This is a genomic window from Anaeromusa sp., from assembly GCF_028691475.1.
GTDB lineage: Bacteria > Bacillota > Negativicutes > Anaeromusales > Anaeromusaceae > Anaeromusa.
The window spans coordinates 27,589-50,206 of sequence record NZ_JAQUZF010000005.1 but is presented as its reverse complement, the minus strand read 5'-3'; the positions used below and the strand labels follow the sequence as shown (position 1 = coordinate 50,206).

At 52.6% G+C, this 22,618-nt stretch carries 18 protein-coding genes; 1 reads left to right on the top strand and 17 read right to left on the bottom strand.

All coding sequences use genetic code 11. The annotated features are described in order from the left end of the window. Positions 1-3 precede the first annotated feature (3 nt). The 5 genes from PHF27_RS01750 to PHF27_RS01730 all read right to left on the bottom strand — a co-directional run bounded on the left by PHF27_RS01750 (position 4) and on the right by PHF27_RS01730 (position 6,193). On the bottom strand, positions 4-2,061 hold the full coding sequence (locus PHF27_RS01750) for a methyl-accepting chemotaxis protein (protein WP_300065290.1): 2,058 nt from the start codon (positions 2,059-2,061) through the stop codon (positions 4-6). Positions 2,062-2,170: 109 nt separating this feature from the next. Then, on the bottom strand, positions 2,171-3,031 hold the full coding sequence (gene pstA, locus PHF27_RS01745) for a phosphate ABC transporter permease PstA (RefSeq protein WP_300065288.1): 861 nt from the start codon (positions 3,029-3,031) through the stop codon (positions 2,171-2,173). Continuing rightward, positions 3,031-3,936, bottom strand: coding sequence for a phosphate ABC transporter permease subunit PstC (gene pstC / locus PHF27_RS01740; RefSeq protein ID WP_300065286.1), 906 nt, complete (start codon positions 3,934-3,936; stop codon positions 3,031-3,033). Before pstC ends, pstA begins: the two co-directional genes overlap by 1 nt. Positions 3,937-4,087: 151 nt before the next feature. Continuing rightward, entirely contained in the window at positions 4,088-4,945 is an 858-nt protein-coding gene (locus PHF27_RS01735; RefSeq protein ID WP_300065284.1) for a phosphate ABC transporter substrate-binding protein, read from the bottom strand. 111 nt (positions 4,946-5,056) lie between these two features. Then, the gene (locus tag PHF27_RS01730) at positions 5,057-6,193 is read right to left on the bottom strand and encodes a glycosyltransferase (RefSeq protein ID WP_300065282.1); all 1,137 of its coding nucleotides are present in this window, start codon (positions 6,191-6,193) and stop codon (positions 5,057-5,059) included. Positions 6,194-6,416: 223 nt separating this feature from the next. Between PHF27_RS01730 and PHF27_RS01725 the strand changes: the two genes are divergently transcribed. Beyond that, positions 6,417-8,258, top strand: coding sequence for an ATP-binding protein (locus PHF27_RS01725; protein ID WP_300065280.1), 1,842 nt, complete (start codon positions 6,417-6,419; stop codon positions 8,256-8,258). Positions 8,259-8,610: 352 nt separating this feature from the next. On the opposite strand, the gene PHF27_RS01720 is transcribed toward PHF27_RS01725, so the two are convergent. From PHF27_RS01720 to PHF27_RS01665, 12 genes are all read right to left on the bottom strand, one after another. After that, the gene (locus tag PHF27_RS01720) at positions 8,611-10,269 is read right to left on the bottom strand and encodes an AarF/UbiB family protein (protein WP_300065278.1); all 1,659 of its coding nucleotides are present in this window, start codon (positions 10,267-10,269) and stop codon (positions 8,611-8,613) included. 57 nt (positions 10,270-10,326) lie between these two features. Continuing rightward, positions 10,327-11,709: a citrate lyase holo-[acyl-carrier protein] synthase gene (gene citX / locus PHF27_RS01715; RefSeq protein ID WP_300065276.1), complete on the bottom strand. Its 1,383-nt coding sequence runs from the start codon at positions 11,707-11,709 to the stop codon at positions 10,327-10,329. Positions 11,710-11,815: 106 nt separating this feature from the next. Further along, positions 11,816-12,871, bottom strand: a complete 1,056-nt coding sequence (locus PHF27_RS01710) for a [citrate (pro-3S)-lyase] ligase (protein ID WP_300065274.1) — start codon at positions 12,869-12,871, stop codon at positions 11,816-11,818. 3 nt (positions 12,872-12,874) lie between these two features. Continuing rightward, positions 12,875-14,419, bottom strand: a complete 1,545-nt coding sequence (citF, locus tag PHF27_RS01705) for a citrate lyase subunit alpha (protein WP_300065272.1) — start codon at positions 14,417-14,419, stop codon at positions 12,875-12,877. Positions 14,420-14,432: 13 nt separating this feature from the next. Then, a complete protein-coding gene (locus tag PHF27_RS01700; protein WP_300065270.1) occupies positions 14,433-15,305 on the bottom strand; it encodes an aldolase/citrate lyase family protein in 873 nt (290 codons plus the stop codon). Next, positions 15,296-15,598, bottom strand: coding sequence for a citrate lyase acyl carrier protein (citD, locus tag PHF27_RS01695; RefSeq protein ID WP_300065268.1), 303 nt, complete (start codon positions 15,596-15,598; stop codon positions 15,296-15,298). Before citD ends, PHF27_RS01700 begins: the two co-directional genes overlap by 10 nt. Positions 15,599-15,619: 21 nt before the next feature. Then, entirely contained in the window at positions 15,620-16,528 is a 909-nt protein-coding gene (locus PHF27_RS01690) for an alanine-tRNA synthetase second additional domain-containing protein (RefSeq protein ID WP_319404475.1), read from the bottom strand. A 132-nt stretch (positions 16,529-16,660) separates the two neighbouring features. Continuing rightward, on the bottom strand, positions 16,661-17,911 hold the full coding sequence (locus tag PHF27_RS01685; RefSeq protein WP_300065264.1) for a methylaspartate ammonia-lyase: 1,251 nt from the start codon (positions 17,909-17,911) through the stop codon (positions 16,661-16,663). Positions 17,912-18,048: 137 nt separating this feature from the next. Next, a complete protein-coding gene (locus tag PHF27_RS01680) occupies positions 18,049-19,500 on the bottom strand; it encodes a methylaspartate mutase subunit E (RefSeq protein ID WP_300065262.1) in 1,452 nt (483 codons plus the stop codon). After that, complete coding sequence (gene glmL, locus PHF27_RS01675; protein ID WP_300065260.1) at positions 19,491-20,888, bottom strand: methylaspartate mutase accessory protein GlmL; 1,398 nt, start codon at positions 20,886-20,888, stop codon at positions 19,491-19,493. The genes PHF27_RS01680 and glmL overlap by 10 nt, the downstream gene beginning before the upstream one ends. Before the next feature lie 21 nt (positions 20,889-20,909). Continuing rightward, entirely contained in the window at positions 20,910-21,326 is a 417-nt protein-coding gene (glmS, locus tag PHF27_RS01670; RefSeq protein ID WP_300065258.1) for a methylaspartate mutase subunit S, read from the bottom strand. Positions 21,327-21,362: 36 nt separating this feature from the next. Continuing rightward, positions 21,363-22,613, bottom strand: coding sequence for a cation:dicarboxylase symporter family transporter (locus tag PHF27_RS01665; RefSeq protein WP_300065256.1), 1,251 nt, complete (start codon positions 22,611-22,613; stop codon positions 21,363-21,365). Positions 22,614-22,618 lie beyond the last annotated feature (5 nt).

Here is a 22,618-nt window from a genome sequence, read left to right as displayed (position 1 = left end):
TTCTCAGACTTCAAACTTACGCACGCCTTCTTCCAGACCTTCCGCCAGCTGCCTTAGCCCCAGGGCCGTATCCGCCATTTCCTCTACAGCTGCGGCCTGCTGCTGGGCCGTCGCCGCTATTTCGCTTACATCGTTACTGCTTTCCTCTGCAAGCTCCTTTACTTCCTGCACTTGATTTTGCGTTTCTATGCACAGTTCGTTTTGACGGAATGCTTCGCTGCGGATGTTGCCTGCCGCTGCATGAACCTGAGCCACGGCGTCAACAATGTTCAAAAACGCCTCCCGGCTTTGCAGCGCACCGGCAACCCCTTCTTCCATCAGCGCAAAGGTTCCCTCCATCGTTTCCAGCGTCTGCACCGTACTGGCTTCAATGGCGGTAATAATATGCATAATGTTGCCGCTCGCCTCATCGGATTGCACGGCTAACTTGCCGATTTCTCCCGCCACTACGGCAAAGCCGCGTCCCGCCTCGCCCGCTCTGGCCGCTTCGATCGCCGCATTCAATGCCAGCAGCTTAGCAGAACTGGCAATATTGCGAATCAACTGAGTAATTTGGCTGATGGACTGCGCATTATCGGACAATGTTGCTGCATACTGTCTGGTTTGCTGCACCGTTTTTTTGGTCTCTTCCAATTGAGACACCGTTTGAAACAACGCGCCCTGGCCCTCTCTGGCCAAATTGGAGCAATGCTGCCCTTTTTCCTCTGTAACATGGCCTAAGGCCACAATTTCTTGGGAACGACGCGTTATCTCCGCCAAGCGCTCCGCCGCATCCAGCACCACGCTTTTTTGTCCTTCCAAACGGGCGGCAATTTCTTCTACAGACTGCGCCATTTGCTTACTTCCCTCTTGCCCCTGTTCCAGCGCCGTTTCTAAAAAGGAAGCGGACGTCAGTACGTCCCCTGAGGATTTTCTAGTTTCTCGCACAACTTGCTGTAAATTTTCCGTCATGCCATTGAACGCCGCCGCCAATTCTCCCAGTTCATTTCTGGATGCACAAACTGTACGCGCAGACAGCTTGCCCCGACCGACTTCTTGCACGCCTCGCATCAACGTTTGCAAGGGCTGCAGCGTCCGTCGCACCGCCCAAAATCCTCCCGCCAAAAAACAAACAACCAACACGCCTATACCCCAAACTGTGCGCCGCACCATCTCCTGGCTTTGCGCCAAGGCCATATCCTTGGGATAGAGAGAAACAACAACCCAGTCTGTATTGGCAACCGGACGGTAGGATAAAAAATAGTCCTGACCGCGCACCTGCGTTTCCAGATTCCCTGTTTTTTGCTCCAGCACCTGCGTGTAATATGCTTCTTCCAGCGGTCGGCGCTCTTTTACCGCTTCCGCATTGCCAGGATGGAGGAGCGGCACTTTTTGTTGGTTTAACACCACAATGCCATAGCCCGGATTTTCCGAGAGCACCCGCTCCAGCAAGACTTGCAGGTTTTGCAAGGGAAGCACAACGCCTAAGATACCGATAATATCTTTGTTCTCTCCCTGGATCGGCACAGCGCCGACTACGCCCAGCTGCCCGGCGCCTTTGCTAAGCACCGGTTCCGACATAACAACATGCCCTGCCATAACCTCTTGAAAATAACGACGTTCCGCCACATTTTGCAAGTTTAGCCCATCTGTACGCCATACTTGCCTGCCGCTGCGATCCGCTACAAACAACAATTCATTACCGCCATAATAAGGTTGCACTAATTTCAAATATCGTTCCAAACGTTTAGCATTTAAACTGCGTATTTCCTCGTCGCCACTTGTAACGAGCAAAAAATTCCGTTTGTTTTGTATGTAACCGGACACATCATTGGCAACGCGATCGGCAATCTTATCATTATTCTCTACTGCCGCTTTAGTCAGCGCGTCGGTAGAGCTGACGGCAAAATAGCCGCCGGCGCCGACCAATGGCGCTAAGCACGTCAGCAGCAGCAACAAAACCGCCTGCGTCGACAGCGAATGCCATGACATGCTACGCAGCTTCAACCCCTGGCTGCTCGCCCGCCGATTCGCCAACCACTGTTTTCCGCATTGAACCCATTTTGTCAAGTGGCGCACCATGGAATCTCCTCCATTTAACTCTTTTTTAACAGTAGCCCCAAAGACTGCGGAAGCCGCCTTCTCAAAGGCGGCTTCCGCAGTCTATTTCATTGTGAGCATCCAACAGTTCTTAATGATTAGCTGCGCCGCGACGCCGGCGCAGGATCTCCACAGGCAGCGTAAAGAGCAAATTCATTACCAAAACCGAAAGTATCAACAACGCCCCGATACCATTGGCAATTTCCACGCGGTCCGGAACCAAGCCCACACCCATGACATACCACATATGCACCGCCAGTGTCTCTCCGGCTGCCAGCAAGTCCGGATCCATCATATGTCTGGACACGGTAGTGCCGGCGGTAAAAATCAAGATCGCCGTTTCCCCAATGGCCCTGCCGGCCGTCAAGGTAACGCCTGTTACAATACCAGGCAGCGCATTCGGCAAAACCACTTTCCAAATGGTCTGCCATTTCGTAGCGCCCAGAGCCAGCGACGCCTCTCGATAATATTGCGGCACCGTACGCAAAGACTCTTCCGTCACTCGTACCAATACCGGCAAATTCAACAGCATCAAAGCTAACGAGCCTCCAATAATGCTAAAACCAAGGCCCAGAATATTGACAAAAATTATCATGCCGAACAAGCCCAAAACAATAGACGGCACCGTGGCCAGGCTTTCCGTGCTCAAACGCACCAAATCGGTAATCCGGTTATTGCCGGCATACTCTGCCAGATAAATACCGGCGCCCACTGCCAAAGGCACTGAAAAGAGCATGGACAATCCTAAAATGTAAAAAGTGTTGAAAAACTGCGGACCTACGCCGCCCCCAGCGGTAATATCGCTGGGTTTGCCAAAAATGAAGTCGAAACTAAGCACAGGAAGTCCCTTATAAAGCATATACCCCAGAAAAGCGGCTAAAATACCGATAATCAAAAAGCCAGCCAACCAAAGGACCCCTGTCGCCAATTTATTCTGCCACTGTGCCGACATCAAGCCATCCTCCTCTGCGCCATACGGCGAATCAATAAAATCATCCCTAACGACATAAGCAAAAGCACCAACGCCATCAAAAACAAGGAGTTACCCCAGGCGGAACCAAAAGGAGTGTTCCCCATTTCTACAACAATCTCACTAGGCAAGGTAGAAGTTGGCATGAACAGCGATTTGGCAAGCTGCGGCGTATTGCCGATTACCATTTGCACAGCCATTGTTTCACCCACCGCCCGCGCCATGGCCAAAATAACCGAGGTCAAAATTCCCGGCAGTGCAGCCGGAACCAATACCCGCCAAATGGTTTGCCACCGCGTAGCGCCCAGCGCCAGCGAAGCCTCTTCCAACGAACGCGGCACCGCTTGCAAAGCGTCCTCGGAAATGCTAATAATTGTAGGCAAAATCATAATGGCCAAGATGGCTCCAGCCGTAAACAGGCCAAAGCCGGTACTGAGCTGGAAAAACTCTCTCACAAAAGGGACCACTACTGTCAAGCCGATAAAGCCGTAAACCACCGAGGGAATAGCCATATAGAGCCCTACCGCAGGCTTTAAGATATCCCGCAGCCACTTCGGAGCTACCTTGTCCATAAAAACAGCGCCGCCCAACCCCAGCGGAGCGCCCAAGGCTATAGCCAGCAGGGTCACATACACAGAGCCCAGAATAAAACTCAACGCGCCATAAGAACCTTCTGCAGGGTCCCATTTAGACGAAAAGAAAAATTCCACAGGACTTACTTCTAAAAAAGTCTGCAGTCCTTGCTGTCCCACAAAAATAATAATCGAACTAATAATGACGGTCATCAGCAAGGCGCTGACGAAAAAGAAATAGCGAACATAGCGATCATATTTCAGGCGGCCTTCATGTCCTTGATTACTCATCGTCTCCAACTCCACAGCTTCCATTTTTCTCGCTCCTGTCATCTTCGTTACTAGTGGCTTATTACGTTTATTATAAGAAAAACGCGCCTTCGCTGTGTTAATCCATTGTTAAGTTCTTGTTAAGAAAACAAACAAAAAAACCCCGCTCGTATCGAGCGGAGTTTTTCAGCTTATCTTATTTCTTCATTTTGGTAACAGGCACAAACCCATTCTTTTCAGCATAGCTTTCTTGGAACTCTTTGCTGGTCACGAAATCAATAAAGGCTTTAATCGCCCCCGTAGGTTCGCCTTTGGTGAACATACGACCGAAGGTAAAGACCGGATACTGACCATTTACAACGCCGTCAATGGAGTACTTCACGCCGTTATACGCAAGAGCCTTGATGCTGTCATCCACATAGGCCGCATCCACATAGCCGATAGCGCCGGGAGTGCTGGCAATAGCCGCCCGTACAGCGCCGTTGGAATCCTGAATAACCGCATTATCCGTAAAGGCTGCATTTTTCAGCACCACTTCGGCAATAGTCGCCCGGGAACCGGAAGATTTAGAGCGATGAATCAGGGTGATTTTCTGATCCTTACCGCCAACTTCTTTCCAGTTCGTGATTTTGCCAGTCATGATATCTGTATACTGCTGTTGGGTCAAGTTATCAACCGCAACATCTTTGTTAACGATGAAAATAAAAGGAATGCCTACCAGTTTATGTTCCACAAGGCCTTTGTCTTTCAGGCTGTCTTGAATGGCTACGTCCGAGTTGCCGATATTGACCGCTCCGGAAGCCACTTGGTTCTGACCGGTAAAGGAACCGCCGCCGGCGATATTCACCGTAACCTTGGCGTATTTTTTCTGGAATTCTTCTTGACCGGATTTCAACAGCGGCAACAGCGCCGTCGAGCCAGCAGCCGTTACAGTACCCTGTACCTCTGCCGTTTTGCCTGCATCCTTGGAACCGCCGCAACCAGCCACCAAACCAACGCCCAACATCAGCGCTAAAGCTGCCGCCCACATTTTCGACTTACGAAATACGTTCATTTCATACCCTCCCGCTAAATTTTTAGGACAGTTTTATTCTAGCGCTGAGGAATCTCTTTTGTGTTACGTATATGTTAAGTCTGTGTTAAGGAACTACTTCGTTCTAAAATATCAGCGTTTACGCCGCAGCAACGCTAGCGCCGCCGTCGCCACTGCCGCAGCCGCAGCCGGACGTCGCAGCGCTTCTGCTTCCTTGCGCAGCTTCTCCACCTGTTCCGGCCTGGTCAATAACGTCGTAACTCCGTCCTTTAATTCCTGACGGTTTTTCGCCCACAAAGCAACGCCTCGTTGCGTCAAAAATACGGCATTTTCCCATTCCTGTCCAGGAATAGGCTCATACAACAGAAGCGGCGTTTCACTCACCAAGGCTTCGCACACAGTCAAAGCTCCCGGCTTAGTCACTAGCATGGCGGCCGCCCGCATCAACTCTGGAATGCGGTCTGTATAGCCCAAAACACGCACGGCATGGCGCAAATTTTTCGTTTCTTCCTGCAATTTTCCCTGCAATTCTTTGTTTTTTCCAGCTAAAACAACAAACTGCAGCGGCAGTTTCAGTTCATCCATACTGGCCAGAGCCTGGCGAATACCTCCCATGCCCAAGCCGCCGCCCATCAAGAGCACCAGCGGCTGATCCGCCGCCAAAGACAACTCCCCTAGAATCCCTCTGCCGCCCGCATTGGCCGTAAACTGCGGATGGACCGGAATACCGCTGGCGTAAATGCGTCTGGCCGGCACTCCCAACGCAGACAATTCCCTCTTGATTTCCGGCGCAGCCACAAAATAAGCGTCTACATGCTCATACACCCAGAGGCGATGTACGGCAAAATCGGTAATAACCCCTACCAAGGGCGCTCGCAGGCGTCGGCTGTCTCGCAAGTACGCCGCTGCACCGCAAGGAAAAGGATGCGTAGCAATAATCAAATCCGGCCTATGACGGCGCACCAGCTGCGCCATCCCTCCCTGTAATACCCGCGCCAACAGGCCCTGCGCCTTAAACCCGGGAAGAGGCGCCTGCGACACCCGATACACCAAATCATACATATTGGGAGACAGTTCGAGCATCTTCAAATAGGCTTCCTTCATAAAAGCCGCTAAATAGGAATCCGTATCTTCCATGAAATCGGCAATGGTTATCTGCAGATTATCCTGGCGTCGCGCCAGCTCCGCTGCAATAGCCCTGGCCGCTTGATGATGGCCAGAGCCAATGGATGCTGATACAATTAAAACCCGTTTCTTCGCTGCTGCCATTTTTCACACTCCGTCCGCTAGGGCCGCTCTCTCTTGAAAAAAAGCGCCTGCTTTGACTATACCTTGCTTCACAACAGGAAAAAACCTGCTTACTATTAATTCTTTGTAAATCTTCGCTCCTGCGCTCTTGCGCAGTCCGCTATAGAAGCTTATCATCTATGTAATGATGGTTCATTGCCAAATCTCTTATATTTTACTCCATCAGGGAGGTTAACGCCAGATTATGAGTATAAAAGGAATTAACACTCGTCTTAGCTTGGCCTTGTTGCTGCTGATTCTTGTCACAGTCGGCTCCTTAGGAGGCTACTTGTTATGGCGCACCCACGACCACACCGTACAGCTATTGACAAATTCATTGACCTTGCAAGCCCTCACTACCCGCCAATACATTGAAAAAGATTTGCCGTTTCCTGCACAATACCCCAAGCTGCAGGACGAAGCGCAGCGACTTGCGGCGGAAACCGGCTTGCGCATTACCGTAGTACTGGCTAACGGCACAGTGGTAGCCGATTCTTGGGAACGCCCGGAAACACTGGATAACCACGGCAATCGTCCGGAAGTCAGCGGCGCCCTCGAAGGACATCCGTCACAAACTTCCCGTTACAGCGACACGCTGCGCGAAAATCTTCTCTATGTGGCAGTACCTGTTTTGCAAGACGGCCGCACCATCGGCGTTGTACGCATCGCCGGAACCCTCGCCAGTATTGAAGCCACGTTCCAACAGCTGCAAACCGTCATGCTCTGGGCGCTGCTGCTTACTTCCATATTGGCCGTTTTGGTCGGCATGCGTCTAGCCAAGCAATTCACAGCTCCCATTGAGGAAATTACCGCTGTCGCCCGAGAAATCGCCGGAGGAAATTGGGAAAAGAGAGCCCATATCCGCACTGGCGACGAGGTGGAAGTGCTCGCCCATACGCTCAATCAACTAACTTCTCATTTAGATGACAAAGTGAAAGAAATGGCCGCGGAAAAGCACAAATTAGAGCTAATTCTAGAGCACATGGAGAACGCGGTACTGCTTCTTGATCGTTACGGACGCATTACCTCCATCAATCGTCAAGGCCGCGAGCTCTTCAACCTGCAGCCCCATCTTCTGGGACAACATAACTTGCAAGTTATCGGCAACGGTTCCCTGGAGCAAGGCATCCAAAGCGTCTTGCACCTGCAAGAAACGCAAAGCATTGAACTGCAGCTCAACCTGCATGGCCGGCGCCATGTTTTCCAGGTTTTCCTTGCCCCCCTGCCGGAAAGCAGCGGCAGCAAAGAAGGCGTGCTCGCCGTCTTCCACGATATTACCGCTTTGCAGGAACTATATGAGCGGCAGACTGATTTCGTGGCTAACGCCTCCCATGAGCTGGCCACACCGCTGACCGCCATTAAAGGCTTTGCGGAAACCTTACTGGACGGAGCGCTGGAAAACCCCGAATTAAGTCAAAAGTTCATTTCCATCATCCATACTGAGTCAGCCCGCATGCATCGCCTGGTAACGGATTTGCTGCAGCTGGCCAAACTCAGTTCCAAAGAATATCTGCAAAAAGTCACGCTGCAGCCCACCTCTCTTGCGCCGCTTTTTGAAAGCGTCGTCAATGAAATGGGCGGCCTCGCCCAACACAAGGAGCAGCTGCTGCTTTGGGAAGGACCTAGTGAGCCGCTTTGGATACAAGCTCAAGCCGACTGGTTCAAGCAAGCCTTGGTTAACTTAGTCCATAATGCGATTAAGTATACTCCAAAAGGCGGCAAAATCCTGCTTAAAGCCTGGAAAGAAGCCAATGAGATTCACATTTTGATTAAAGACAGCGGCATCGGCATTCCCGCCTCAGAGCTTCCGTATATTTTCGACCGCTTTTTCCGAGTTGAAAAAGCGCGGACCCGCGAGGCCGGCGGCTCAGGCTTGGGCTTATCCATTGTAAAATTCATTGTGGACATGCATCATGGACGCATTGAAGTTCAAAGCCAGCCAGACGCAGGAACCTCCATGCTGCTGCATTTCCCGCTGTTGCGCCAGCCTGATTTCGCTCCTAAACGCAACGCACAAAACGGCGGCAAAATTTATAACATCGAATAACCAAGGCTACGAGAATTGAACAAGAGTAAAGGGAGAACCGGAGGGCACGCAAGAGGGTTACGGATACGATATTTAAAATCAATTTCGCGTCTTTCGTGTATTTCGCGGTTCATTCTACAAATTTTGGCACATCAAAAAAGCTCTTCTTGCAAGCAATCCCGCTTACAAGAAGAGCTTTTTAGCATACCAGAAAGCATACATTTTCGAAGCCACGAAGTCAAGTAATCCCTTGTGTATTTTCATATATTTTCCCTATTCCCACCTGCTCCTATTGAATTTCACCTTCTCCCGCAGCCCTCCTGCGTACCTCCCTCGACTCCGGTTCTCCTGTTCAAGCGCCTCCCTTGACGGCCTAGCGCCTCACTTGGCGAAAGATGCGCAAATACAGATATACCGAAGCGCTAATGGCGCCTAAAAGGAGCAAGTAGCCGGTCGTACGGATCAGGTCTTCAAAGGCCCCTTGGGCGCTCATCATGATGCCGGCGGTCACCACCAAGCTTGCAATTACCAAGCTGTACGCCACTGTATGCACCGCTCTTTGCAGGCTGTCGCCGATATGCTCCATGCCCCCGATTTCAATGGGAATGCGTTTTTCTCCCCGGGTCAGAGCCGATACATAGTATGGCAGCTCATGACTGAAAATCTGCCACTTTTTCTTCAGTTCCAAGGCCTGTACGCTAAAATCCACTTCCAATTGTTGACGCACATAGGCTTCCAGCACCTCTTCAACCGCCCGTTCCAGATTGATGTCCGGATCCAGCCGCCGCGCCACCCCTTCCGTCATTGCCAGCGCTTTGGCAAAAAAGAGCATCCTCTCCGGCATGCGCACCCCATACCGCTGGGCCACCTTAAACATACTCGTCATAATGCCGCCCAGACCGCCGCTGCTATGACCGGCATCCAAGGCCATAAAAAGCAGTTCCGCCGTATCCTCATAATAGTTCTGCCAAGAAATGTCTCCCATTGGTTTTCCCATGGCAATGGAAACATTCATCAAGCCTTCTACATCCAAATTACGGATAGCCAGGAAGTTTTCAAAAAGCAGCCGCTGCATCCGGCTTTCCATGCGCCCAACCAGACCGAAATCAAAATAAATGACATCGCCCAGCAAGTCAAAACGCAGATTTCCCGGATGCGGGTCCGCATGAAAAAAGCCATATACAAACACTTGTCCTAAAAAGCTGTCTAGCAGGCTTCGCGCCCATTTTTTCCGCAGCGCCACCGGCTGCTTGAGAGCCTGTTCTAAGGACAACGCTTCAATGTATTCCATGGTCAGCACGGCCTGATTGCTCCATTCCGGCAAACAGGCTGGAATGCGGATGCGCCCGTCTTTAGGCAGCTTCCTGGCAAAGAGCGTCATATTCACCGCTTCTACGGCAAAATCCGTTTCCTTCTGCAGACCATGAGCAAAAACAGACACCAGTTGTTCTAAAGCGATAATACGCTTCACCTCAGGCTGCTCGCCGATGAAGGCCGCGGTACGCTTCAAAATCGCTAAATCCACTTCTATAGTATCTACCACGCCGGGTTTGCGTACTTTGACCACCACAACACGGCCATCCTGCAGTCGGGCGCGATGAATCTGCGCAATAGACCCCATGCCAAGCGGCTCTGGCTCCACCTGCAAAAAATCCTGCCGCCACGAAGGAAGATTACCATCTAGAGCCGCTTCCACCTCGGCAAAGGGAATAGGGGCCACCTGCTCATGCAAGCGTTCCAAGGCTTCCAGTAAGAAATCCGGCAGCAAATCCGGCCGGCTGCTGAGAAACTGACCAAACTTAATGAAAGTAGGCCCCAATTCCTCCAACATCAACGGCAGTCGCTGCGACATAGTCCGGATTTTCTCCTGCTGTGCATCCGTATAAAAATCTTTAGCTACCAGCAAGCCTTCGTCGCCTTTGCCCACCTGCCGCCAATCCAGATCACGCAAAAGAAAGCCAAAGCCATGACGAATGAAAACGCGGGCAATCTCTCGTGTCCGTTCACGCAGCGCCGCTTTTTGCACACTCATAGCTTCGCCCCCTTTTGCCTTCGCTTCTTTAAGAGGAGAATTCGCCCTGCATCTATGTCATTCCTGCTCGTACCGCCAGTCTTCCAGACGATGCAAAAACCAAGTTACCGCCAGCATGTCCGCCGCCCCGCCAGGGCTGATATTCCGCGCAATAAACAGCGCATCCATCTTAGCTAAGCGCTGCTGCCCGTCGGCAGCCAGCATGCCTCCGGAAGCTAAAACCGCCGTCGTCTGCTGGCGTACCCAGCCGCGCATCGTTTCTACATCATGGCGATTCATGACTGTAGTATCATCAACCGTCATAAATAGTTCCAGCAACGTCTGCACTAAAGCGTCGTTGACGCTCAGTCCAGCCGCCAACGCTTCTCGCAGTTTCGGCAGACCGCATAAGCGCACAGCCGGCAGAGCCGCCGCCACTTCGCCGCGAATACCCTGCACGCCATATTCCAGATACAAGCGTTCGCCAGCTGTCAGTTCTTCCGGCTTTTTACGAGCCAGAGACTTCAACTCCGCTTCCACAATACCTTGCACCATTTCTGCCGCCGCAGTTAAAACCGCCTCCGCATGCAGCGACTCCCCTTTATGCAGCACCCAGGCTGCCGCCGCCACGGCCAGCCCCAAGGAAAAGAGCAAGCCTTTTTGCGTATTGACGCCTCGTGTAGCCGCCAGCATAGACCTTTCCCCTTCCAGGCCGAGCACGCGCAGCAAGGGCAACAGCTCCTCCAGCGTCCCTTTGTGGCGAAAAGCCGCTTCCGCACAGCGGCCCAGGGTATGAGACAACGCCGCAGAGCTAGACAAAAACGTGAAAATATCCATATCTTGATGAGCCCCGCTGTTAGCGCGGTCCACCAATCCCGGGGCCGGTGTGGCAGCCACTTCATACAGCATCGCCTCTACCGCCAAAACAGCCAACTTTTCCGCCGCCGGACGTACGCGCCTGGTTTGTTCCGCCTGAAAGGAAAGCAATTTTTGCTGCACCGCACTCGCCAGCTCCGCTGCCGAGTGTCGCCTCTCCCTCATACACAGCCGCGCGTCAGCCGCGCAGAGCAAGCAGGAGCGGTGACGTCCCTGTTGCTGCCGCGACAAAAGCTCTCCATCCGCAGTAAATACGTCAATATCCCATAAGCGCCCGTAACTGCGGCTTTCTTCCAATTCTACCGCCGCCGCCTTAATTTCCGCCGCCACCGCGTCAAGGGCCAGCAAAATTTCCGGACCTGTAGTCGCATAGGTACGTTCTTCCGCAGCCACCGTAAAAAGCGCGCCTAAAGCATCCGCCGCCGCCCGACACAAGGAGCGGAGAACTTCACTATCCTTGATTGGCCCCGGAATATTCAAGGTAATGCTGACCAACGGCAAGGCAGTGCGCAAACGCAGCGCCTGCTGGCGCTCTTGCCTAGCCTCTTTAGCCGCCAGCACCTCTTCTAATGTAAGCTGTTTCACTCGATGACCCCTTTACTCAACTGCTGTAAATTCCGTTTCAGCATACTACAACAAAGCTGCCTGCACAAGATGCACGCAGCTTCCTCTTCAAAACACAAATTGTAAATCAATGACGCGAATCGCTGGCGCGAATGGCCGCCAACACTTCCGCCGCTGCAGAAGAGCGCAAATAGCGCAGCGTGCTCTCCGGCACCAACGGCGCTACTTGTTCCCACCCAGCGCCTTGACGCAAGAGTTCCCTGACTCGAGAAGCGCTGATCGGCTCGCTTCCTTCCGCCAGACGCGGTATTTCCACTACCTTTACGCCATACGAAGGCAGTACTTCCTGCAACGCTTGATTATAAGCCCTAGTCACCTCGCAATAGGGCTCCTCGCCGACATAACGCACAGACACGCCCAAACCTGGCGCGATATAGCTGCCAAAAACATGAGCATCCAAACGAGTTTGGGCAATAACCGTATCTTCGCCGCGCGTAAAATAATCAGGAAAAGTCGCAGCGGAAATAATGTATTTACCGGCTTCCACCACTCGTACGTTGGGCAGATGGGATACCCCCTCCTGTACCAAGCGCAGGCGCACGGCAAAAGGAAAGAGCGAACGATCCTCGCTGACTACCAGCACCACTACACCGGCATGAGCCGCAGCCGCCCGGGCAATTACCGCCTGGTGCCCGCGGGTGAAAGGATTGCAATTAACCACAAGAGCCGCCCTGTCGCCTTCAGGCAAATCGCCTACTGCGGCAGACAAGCGTTTTACTTCATCCTGAACAGAACCCAGACCGCCTTCCAGCAGCACCGCCTGAGGCTCTACCCGCGCCAGCTCGCGAAAACCCAAGCCGGTAAACTGAGGCGCCGCCGTCGGCTTCGTGAAAATAAAAAAGTGCCGCACTCCCGCTTCGCCGCCTTGACGCATTAAGGCGGAAACGATGGTCGCCGTCAGCCCCTCGCCCTGCAAATCCGGATGCACGGCGATATTGCGCAGCACTTCGCCGCCCCGGGAGCCAGTGGCAATCATCTGTCCAGCTTGATAAAGAGCGATAGTATGCTCCACTGTCGCCGGATCGTAAGCAAGGCCAAAAGCGGTGAGGAATTCCCTCACCGCTTGACTTTGCCTGGGGTTATTGCGATTGATGACCCGTTCTTCCCATTGTCCCCAGGCCATGGCTTACACCTCTTTCGCCTGGCGAACCACGTCGATGATCGTGCCGTCGCGGTATTCCACCACGGCGACGATTTTCTCGCCGGTTTGCACCGCCGCCGGAGCGCCGGCAATGGCTTCCGCCAGCTCTTTAAGCTGCGCGATGTCTTTTACCGGCAAGCCGGCTTCTGCCAGACGCTGGCGCAGTTCAGGCTGTCGCGGATTCACGGCAATGCCGCGCTCGGTTACCAAAACGTCAATGGATTCTCCCGGCGTTGTCGCCGTGAGCACCTTGTCAACAATAATCGGCAGGCGCCCGCGCAGCAAATTCGCGACAACAATAGTGACTTTGGCGCCTGCAGCCGCATCAGAGTGACCGCCGCTGCCGCCCATGATAACACCGTTAGAGCCGGTAACAACGTTGACGTTGAAGTCGGTATCGATTTCCGTAGCGCCTAAAATGACGACGTCCAGCTTGTTTACCAGACAGCCGCCGTTAAAGGGACTGGCGTACAGCCCAGCGCCTACTTCGATATGGTTGGGATTGTCCCGCAGCGAACGCTGCGCTTCCAAGTCAAAGCCCTGAACATCAAAAACGCGGCGGAAAAGCCCTTTTTCCAGCATGTCCACCATATAGCCGGTAATACCGCCCAAGGCAAAGCTGCCTGTGACCTCTTTGGCTTCCATCATTTGACGCACAAAATGCGCCGTCGCCAAGGAAGCGCCGCCAGCGCCGGTTTGGAAAGAAAAACCATCTTGAATAAGGCCGGTGGCTTCAATAACCTTGGCGGCGTTAGTAGCAATTTTAAGACCTACAGGGTCTTTGGTAACCTGGGTCGTACCGGAAACAATGCCTTTGGGATCGCCGATGCAGGGCACAACGACCACCGCATCCACCCGGGTCTGGGAAATGGAGACGGGCGCTAGCGGGTAGGGTTCAATATGGTCGGTAACAGCCACTACATAGTCGGCGTATTCCGCATCAGGAAAGGCATAGCCCAGGGAACCGCAGGCGGTGTCACCGGATACGCCGTTCAAGTTGCCGTAATCATCTGCTGCCGGAGCGGCGATAAAAGCAACGTCGATTTTGAGCTGCCCGCATTCGATGGCCCTAGCGCGTCCGCCGTGAGTGCGCAAAATAACGGGTTTCTCTAGAAGGCCTTTAGAAACGGCTTCCGCTACAGGTCCGGACATGTAATTGGCGTCAAGGCCAGTAACTACGCCGTTTTTAATATGCTCAATTAAAGGCTTATGCACCGGAAAGATAGAACTAAGAGCGATTTTCAGGTTTTTAAGGCCCAACTTGGCCGCCACTTCCAGCACTTGGTTCAAAACACCATCGCCGTTGCGGAAATGATGATGAAAAGATAAGGTCATGCCGTCTTTAATGGGCACGCGTTTAAAGATTTCTTCCAGGCTTTCCACCAGCTTGGTCTGCCCGGGCAGCATGCGCTTAACCGGCGGAGCCTGACGCTTGCCGTCCGGAATGGTGGCAAAGACGCCGGCAAAGGCGTTGACTTTGCCGTACCCTGGGATCGTTTCAGGTATTTCACGTCCAATTTGATTTTTCATTGTTTCGCCCTCCTCAGCCTTGTTCCGCGACCATGCCCAAACGGCGCGCCAGATGCAGCACGCTCTGCGCCCGCTGCACAACAGGAGCGTCGACCATTTTTCCGCCCAGTGAGGCGACGCCGGAACCTTCGGCTTCGGCCCGCTGAATGGCTTCGATCACTTGCTCCGCCCAGTCGACGTCTAGAGCCGTGGGGTTAAAAATGCTGTGGATGGCGTCAATTTGCCGAGGGTTAATAGAAAGTTTCCCTTTAAAACCCAGCGCTTTAGCCAGGCGGGTATCCGCCAGCAGTCCTTCTTCGTCATTGGCGTCGGTAAAAGGCGTATCAATGGATTGAATGCCCGCTGCAGCAGCGGCATTGATCAACAAAGTCCGCGCCGTATAAATTTCTTGGCCGCCTTTGGTTCGAGCCGCGCCTAGCGCTGCCGTATAGTCTTCCGCGCCTAAGGCCAAGGCATCCACTCGGGGATGAGCCACGGCAATACGTCCGGCTTCGGCAATCCCCTTGGGAGTTTCTAAGAGCGCTATCAGCTTAACCGGTTTTTGTCCCGGTTTTTCCGCTTTTTCCACCATAGCCGCCACTTGGCGGATGTCTTCAGCGCTTTCCACTTTGGGCACTACCAAGGCGTCGGGGCCGCTGGCCACAATTAAAGGAATGTCTTGCGCCGCAAAGGTATCCAAGGGATTAATACGTACTGTCCGCTCGCTTTCGCCGTAGTCAACGGTACGAAGGGAGTGACTTACCAGGTAGCGGGCCGCATCTTTTTCGTTCGGCGCCACCGCATCTTCTAGGTCCAAAATAACCGAATCAGCGCCGAAAACGCCGCCGTTTTGCAGCATCGCCGGGTTATTTCCCGGGATAAACAGCATAGTCCGTCTTAATTGCATGACGCCATCTCTCCTTTCAGCGAAACGCCCGCACGGCTCAACGCCGTCAAAAAGCGAGCCCGAATGGTGCAATCCAGCGCCCCTCTGTCTACGGCTTTGACCTGCACGTCAGACACGCCTTGCTCTTGCGCCACTTCCTGCAGCGTTTGCCGAATGGCTTCTCCATATTGAATCATGACGATGCTTTCTAGTTCTATGCCTAGGCCCTTGCCCGCTTCACCAGGACTGATCTGAATCATGATGTCTCCTGATTCCAACGTGCCAGCCTGCGCTGCTTTCAGCACACTTGCCATGCCAATTCCTCCTTCATTCTCCTATAGGCTGGCGGCATAGCTGACGCCGGCAAACCCATCCAGGTTGTTATCCGACGGCGTGCCAACCAGACCGATAATCAAATAACTCTTGCTCTTTTCATCACGTTTATATTCATGTAACAGACGGAAATTTTCAATTTCCTCCGTATTTTTCACATGAGTTCGCGGCCCCGTGCACAACCAGGCATCATCGCCAATGCAGATGTGGTCTTCGTCGCTGTAGAAAACAGGCAGCGCCTCATCAATCAGACGTTTTACCTTCTTCTCCACTTCCTCTAAATCCACGTCCATGTCGACAGGATACTCCAGCACAAAGCCATGATGGACGTCACGATGTTCAAACGGAAGGATAGCGCCGTAATCACGCAGTAAAATGCGCGCTGTCAAATCCTCCGCCGTATGGGCCATTTTGCGATATTTCAAGGTTTTAGTTACAACATCCTTAATTTCCTGCGGAAAAGGACCAAACACATTCGGGCGGACGACGATCACTTCGCCGCCCACCCCTAAGAGCACGTCGGCGTTAATGTTTAAAGCCGGATACAATAAATCGAAATGTTCGACAATCACTCGTTTGCCGTGCTCCAGCGCCTTGGAAACGGCTTCTGCCAAGGCATGAAGCTGCGTAAAGGCCATTTCAAAGCGCACATCCATATGATAGGTGTGGCTGGAAAAAAAACCTTTATCAATATTTTTCAAAAGCGGCAGAGGACGCACATTCACGCCTTCATCGTCATTGGTAAGTTCCAAGCCCGGAAACATACCTTTGATGAGAGACGATTTACCAGCTCCAGGACCGCCGATGACGCCAATGAGCCGATCCAGAGGCGACAAATAACGTTCACTGATTTGCTGTCCTAGAATATACATGCGCTTGCGCCCCCGCGGGGCAAAGTAGCTGGCATACATCAATTGTTCGAGCATCATGGATTTCATCGCTCCACCTCAATTACGCCGGCTTCAAGAAACAGCTTTCCTTAAAAAAAGGCAGCGCGGGCGCGCCGAAGCGCGCCCCGCCGCTGTTGTCAGACGCCGGTCTCGTTACGCCTGGCGTGCCTTGCGCACCGCCAGAATGCGCTCCATTTCATTGTAAACAATCATCAGGCCTTCGTCTACACCCATGCCTGGTTTCGCCAGCATTTGCACCGGCTGCGTGGCCATAGCTACATGGACGCAAACCTGCGCCGAGCGGTCTGTTTCGTTGCAGGTGCCGCCTTGGTAAGCGCCAACGCCTTTTTTCTTGCAATAAATAACCGATTCAATAATATTGTTGATGCCGCCCAAGTCCGGCGTTTTGATCTGCAGCATATCGCCGGCGCCATTGTCGGCAAAGTACTTAATATCGTCAAATGTGTTGCACCATTCGTCAGCCACCACTTGCACGCCGATTTTTTCCGCATGCAGCCGGGCGGTGAGTTCTTTCAGCGCCAACATCTGTTTTTCCCGCTCTTCCATGTCCATGGGGCCTTCAATGCGCAGCTGCAAAGGAGCCGCAGCGGCTTCGGCTTTGCGGAAGAAGTCCACCATTTTATCCAGGTCATTATTGAAAGCAATACCAATGGTGCCGTACACGTCAATGTGCAGTACCGGCTGGTATTCTTCACTGGTGCGCAATTGCAGCACCCGGTTTTTCAGCCAAGTGATGTACTCCAACAGCAAGCCGCCATCGTTGCCCAGCTTGGTTTCCACATGATTGATCAACGCATGCGGCAGCACCTGAGCGCCTTTGATAATCATCTTGTCGGAATTCTCATAACGGTTGTCGCCGGACTGCGTGAAGATCGGAATTTCTTTTTCACTTACGGTTGTACCGTATTCTTCGGCAACTACTTCACACATCAGTTTATGTTTGCCTTTAGCCACGGCGTCCAAAATAGCCTGGGTTACGCCGTAGCGCAACGCCGTATGGATGGACTTGCCTGTTTTAGCGTCCTTCATGGAGTCGATTTCTTCCGCCATGGTTTTGAAGGAGTCCAATTCACGCCCTACCAGACGAGGCTTGATTTCCTTTTCAATCACCGGAATGAAATCTTTCGCCAAGAACAAGGGATCCCGGCCGCCGGCGCCGCTGTACTGCACCGCAGCGCAATCGCCGTAAGCAACCTGGCCGTCTTCCAAGACAAGCATCACCGATACGGCTTCGCCGGACTGGCGAATCGCCTGGAAACCGGGTGTTACAGGGTCTCCTAAGTAAGTAAAGCCGTCATGATCGGCGCCTTTTTTAATGGCCCGCTGATCGTCAAAATAAAAGCCGGTAAGAGCCTTCGAGCAAACAACATCAACAATTTTCATGAGAACACACTCCTTTTTGTCTTTGGAGCCGCTGGGTAAGCCAGCAGCTTCTCCTATAATTGACAAACGCTGCTGCTAAGCCGGAACTCCCTAAAGAACTCCGGCTTCACAGCCTGGTTCCGAAAACTTTTTGTGTCTTAGCGCGGGCGTCCTACAAGGCGTCCTTTAGAAATGGCGTAAATGTCGTCGATAACCATCTGGAAGCTCGCCGGACGGCGTTCCGCTTTAGCCCGCTCGTCGATTTTACCGCGATGGAAGTCAATGATGTCCTGCGTAAAGGGCAAGTTGCCGCAATCGAAGAGACGCACGGCGCCGTGATGGTCGCGAGCCGGCAGAATTTTATTGATGGCATGGTTGCTGGGAGCAAACGGAACATCCAGTACGCCGGCTTCAAAAGCCCGCACCGTACCGACGGCAATATCGCCTTCGCCCAATTCCAGAACCTTATCTACGATGCAGCGGGTTTCCGCTTTGATCATGGCGATTTCGTCTTCCAATTGCTGTGTAGCCGGGAAGCTCTGATCCGCCAGCATGTTAATCATCTGTTTGGTGGTGCGCAAGCCCATAGCATTGGCTTCTTTCGTAGGAATACCCAATGCTTCATGCGGCGTTTTCACGATAACTTTGGTAGCTTTCGCAAAGGCAGCCGCCGCAGCGCCCCAGGAGATAACGGCGAACGCCTTAGCTTCATCCTGCGGGAAGCCGCCCATCCACTGATGGAAAACCGTAGTCAGCGTGCAGCCTTCATAGCCGAATTTTGCAAAATACTCTTCAGCCAGCGCTTCTAACGAACGAATGGCTGCGATATCCTGCACCAGGTTGCCGCATTGGCCATAGCCGAGAGTAATGTTTTTAACGCCCTGTTCGGCCGCCAAAATACCTTCGATAATCGCTACGGCATGAGAAATGCTCGGCGGCACCAAGGTACCTGTCAAAGGTCCGAAGGGCTCGCGGTTGATTTCGACGCCATGTTCTGCATAGAGACCTACCAAACGGTCTGTATACTGCCAGTCAAGAATCGTCTGTTCCAGCGATACGCTCTTGGCGTAAGGAATGTTGTAGGAAATACCGCCTCCTTCGTAGGAGGTAAAACCGCCAGCCAGCGTAATTTCCGTCAACAGTCTGGCGTCAGGCGTGCCGTGACGCACCTGAATGGGGCCGTCTACTTTTTCCGCCAGCTTACGTACTGCATGCACGCCATGGTTGACGGCAGGAAAACCGTTGAGCAAAGAACGCCCGGCCTGTTTACTTTCTTCAATACCTACCTGGGCTTCTTTGTATTGATTTTGACGCGTATAGCTGTCAATCGTAGTCGGCAGCAGATCGGCTTCCCCTTCTGTGCGCAAGAAGTTCAACAGTTCAATATGCTGATCCAAAAGCGCTACGCCAGCCCGGGGCTGCGTCAAAGTGCGGCCTTCTTTTTTAGCTTTGATAAGCTGTTTGGAAAAATGCTTGCGCGCCGGAATGGTTTCATGATATTTGACGGCTTCGTCAAAATCCACCTCGGCTCCTGTAGGCCACTGGGCCAAAATCTCTTTGCGCATTGCGAAAAATTCGTCATGGGACCATTTCTTATTTTTCAATTCCACGCTGATTGCCTCCGTTTCAGATATTTTTTCATCATCCGCAGAGCCACCTCGGGCTGTTCTTCCGACAGAAGCCCCATGGCGGAGAGAATGTATTCACCATCAATATAATAATCACATTGTTTGGGTTTTAGATATTCCGCAGCTGCTGCGTCATAGCGAATGCCTTCAAGAATGCATTCCGGCCGGTCATGATGCACAATAACACCGCCGGTTCCGATGACCTTCTCAACGGTAGTTAAGTCCTTGCCAACCTGTACGAAAACCTCGCCTACACAGCTGAAGACCGATTCGATTTTTCCGACATGGCGCTGCGCCGCTACTTTGGTACACGCCCAGCCAAGAGCGTCCTCAATGGCCTGCTCCCGCGGCGTTTGCGGCAGCGTATCCACTTGGTTTTCCACCAAATGACAGTATGCCGCCACTTCCTCTTCGCTAACCCCGGCTTTTTGAGCCAGCAGGGGTGCGCTGGCCGCCTTTAGCAAAGCGGTAGCGCTGTAGCGCATGCCCAGATCTCCTTCCACCGTCCGTTTGGCAAAAGGCTCTGGCAGCCCTCGCATGGTCACTGTCGGCTGTTTGGGCTCTCCTTTAGCGATGGAATACAGGTCAGTAGTCGCACCGCCGATATCCACAATCATCAAATCGCCCCAACCTCTTTCATGCGTGGTTCCGGTTCCTAAGAGCTCCGCTGCCTTGAGCACGGCCGCCGGAGTTGGCATCATCATCTTGTCTATAAATTTGTTGGCCTTATTCAAGCCCTTAGCTTCGATGATGCGCCGCAAAAACAAGTCTCTAATGGCGCCGCGCGCTGGATCGATATTCAACTCGCCCAAACGCGGCATGACATTTTCCGTATGCACCACTTCGGTCATGACTTTGCTTAAAATCCCAACCACCTGCGGCGTCACCGACTTATTGCCTGCCACCAGCACCGGTACATCCAGACCCAGTGTGCACAACATGCGGGCATTATGGAGAATTACCTCCTTGTTGCCCCCATCCGTACCGCCGGCCAGAAGAATAATTTCCGGCTTCAACGCTGCAATTTCCTCAATTTCATACTCGCTGAGCTCGTTGCAGTACACGCCCAGCACCTTGGCGCCGGCCCCTAAAGCAGCTCGCTTAGCAGCTTCAGCCGTTAATTCCGGCACCAGGCCAATGGCCACCATTTTCAGGCCGCCTGCAGCACTGGAACATCCCAGCACCCGCTGAAACTCCAGCTTGCCTGTCTGAGCAAAAAGCACATCCAAGCCTTCCTGCAGTCCCTCCATGATATCTGTCTCTACTGTAGTAATGCCTCGTGCCGTGCCCAAAATTTCTTCCTTCTCGACATCTACAGCCGTAAGCTTGGTGTACGTGCTGCCAAAGTCAATGAGTAGCACATGGCTCATGCTCGTCTCTCCTCTCCCGGCTTACGCCCGGGCCAGGTCCTGCTTCAATTCCTCAATCACCTGGTCTGGTAAAATGCCTGGTTCATATACACGGTCATAACCCATGGCAAGGAATTTTTCTTTTACTTCGGTGAAGTCGGTTTTGCCGACAACTAGGTTGCCGCCTACATACAGCTTGATGCCGCCGATGCCGGCTTCTTTGCAAGCGTCCCGCAGACCGCGGCAGTCAATTTCGCCGTGACCGTAAAGAGATGCCACCAAGATGGCTTTCGCATCGGTTTCAATCGCAGCATTGACGAATTCCTGCTGCGGCACCAGTACGCCCAGATTGACCACCTCAAAGCCAGCCGCCCGTAAGGCATGGGCAAGAATTTTATTGCCCACCGCATGACAGTCGGCCCCGATAACTCCCAAGACGACCTTATCACTGTTTTCCATGGTTTGATCGCTCCTTACTTTGTGATTACTATTGTATCAGTCGTCGTACTGCTGCGCATAAGCGACAGCCAGCTGTTCGTCAGGAAGCTCATGCTCCCAACGCGCTACAACGACTGAGGCAATACAGTTGCCAATAAGATTGCACGCCGTGCGCGCCATATCCAAAATTCGGTCGACTCCCAAAATGATTGCAATCCCCTCTACAGGCAGTCCAAAAGCGGCCGCCGTCCCTGCAATAACAATCAGCGAAGCCCCCGGCACCGCCGCAATGCCTTTTGTAGAAAGCATCAACGTCAATACCATAAGCAGCTGTGTCGTAAGAGGAAAGTCAATGTTGTAGACTTGTGCGATGAACACTACCGCCAACGCGCTGTACAAGGTAGATCCATCCAAGTTGAAGGTATAGCCTGTCGGCAGTACAAAGGTAACGATATGCTTAGGCACTCCGAATTTTTCCAGCTTCGTCATTGCTACAGGCAGCGCCGCTTCACTAGATGCTGTTGAAAACGCAATCAGCAGCGGTTCTTTCAGTGCTCGCAGCAGGTGAAAGAAGTTAACGCGAATCAGCAGAGAAGCTATCGTAAGAACCAGCAAAACGAAAACAATCAGCGCAAAATACAACGAGCCAATCAGTTTTGCCAACGGCACCAGCATGCCTAGACCAAACTTGCCTACAGTAAAACCAATCAAGGCAAATACGCCGATAGGCGCCAGACGCATGACATAACTCGTAAACTGGAACATGACTTCCGCAATACTGACTGCGACTTTCACCACCGGTTCGCCTTTGCTTCCCACCGCAGCCGCAGCTACGCCGAAAAAAACGGAAAACATGATGATTTGCAGCATATCGCCGCGTGCAGCCGCATCTACCACATTGGTCGGCACAATATTAATCAACATATGTGACATATCAATGCTTTTCTTCGATGCCGCCGTTACTGCAGCAGCATCGGTCGCGGTAATTTGCAGGCCCTGTCCTGGTTCGAAAACATTTACTACCGTCAAGCCGACAACCAACGCCAGCGTTGTAGCGGCTTCAAACCAGATAATAGACTTCAAGCCCAGCCGCCCCAGTTTTTTGAAATCGCCGGTTCCGGCAATCCCCATAATCAGTGAACTAAAAATCAAAGGAACCACAATCATTTTGATCATCCGAATAAACATGTCGCCGATAGGTTTGAGATCGACGGCAAGGGCTGGAAACAGATGTCCGAAAAGCACCCCCAGAATTAATCCTAGAAAGATCTGGGTGGTCAGACCCAATTTCCATTTGCCGTTTTTCATTGTCA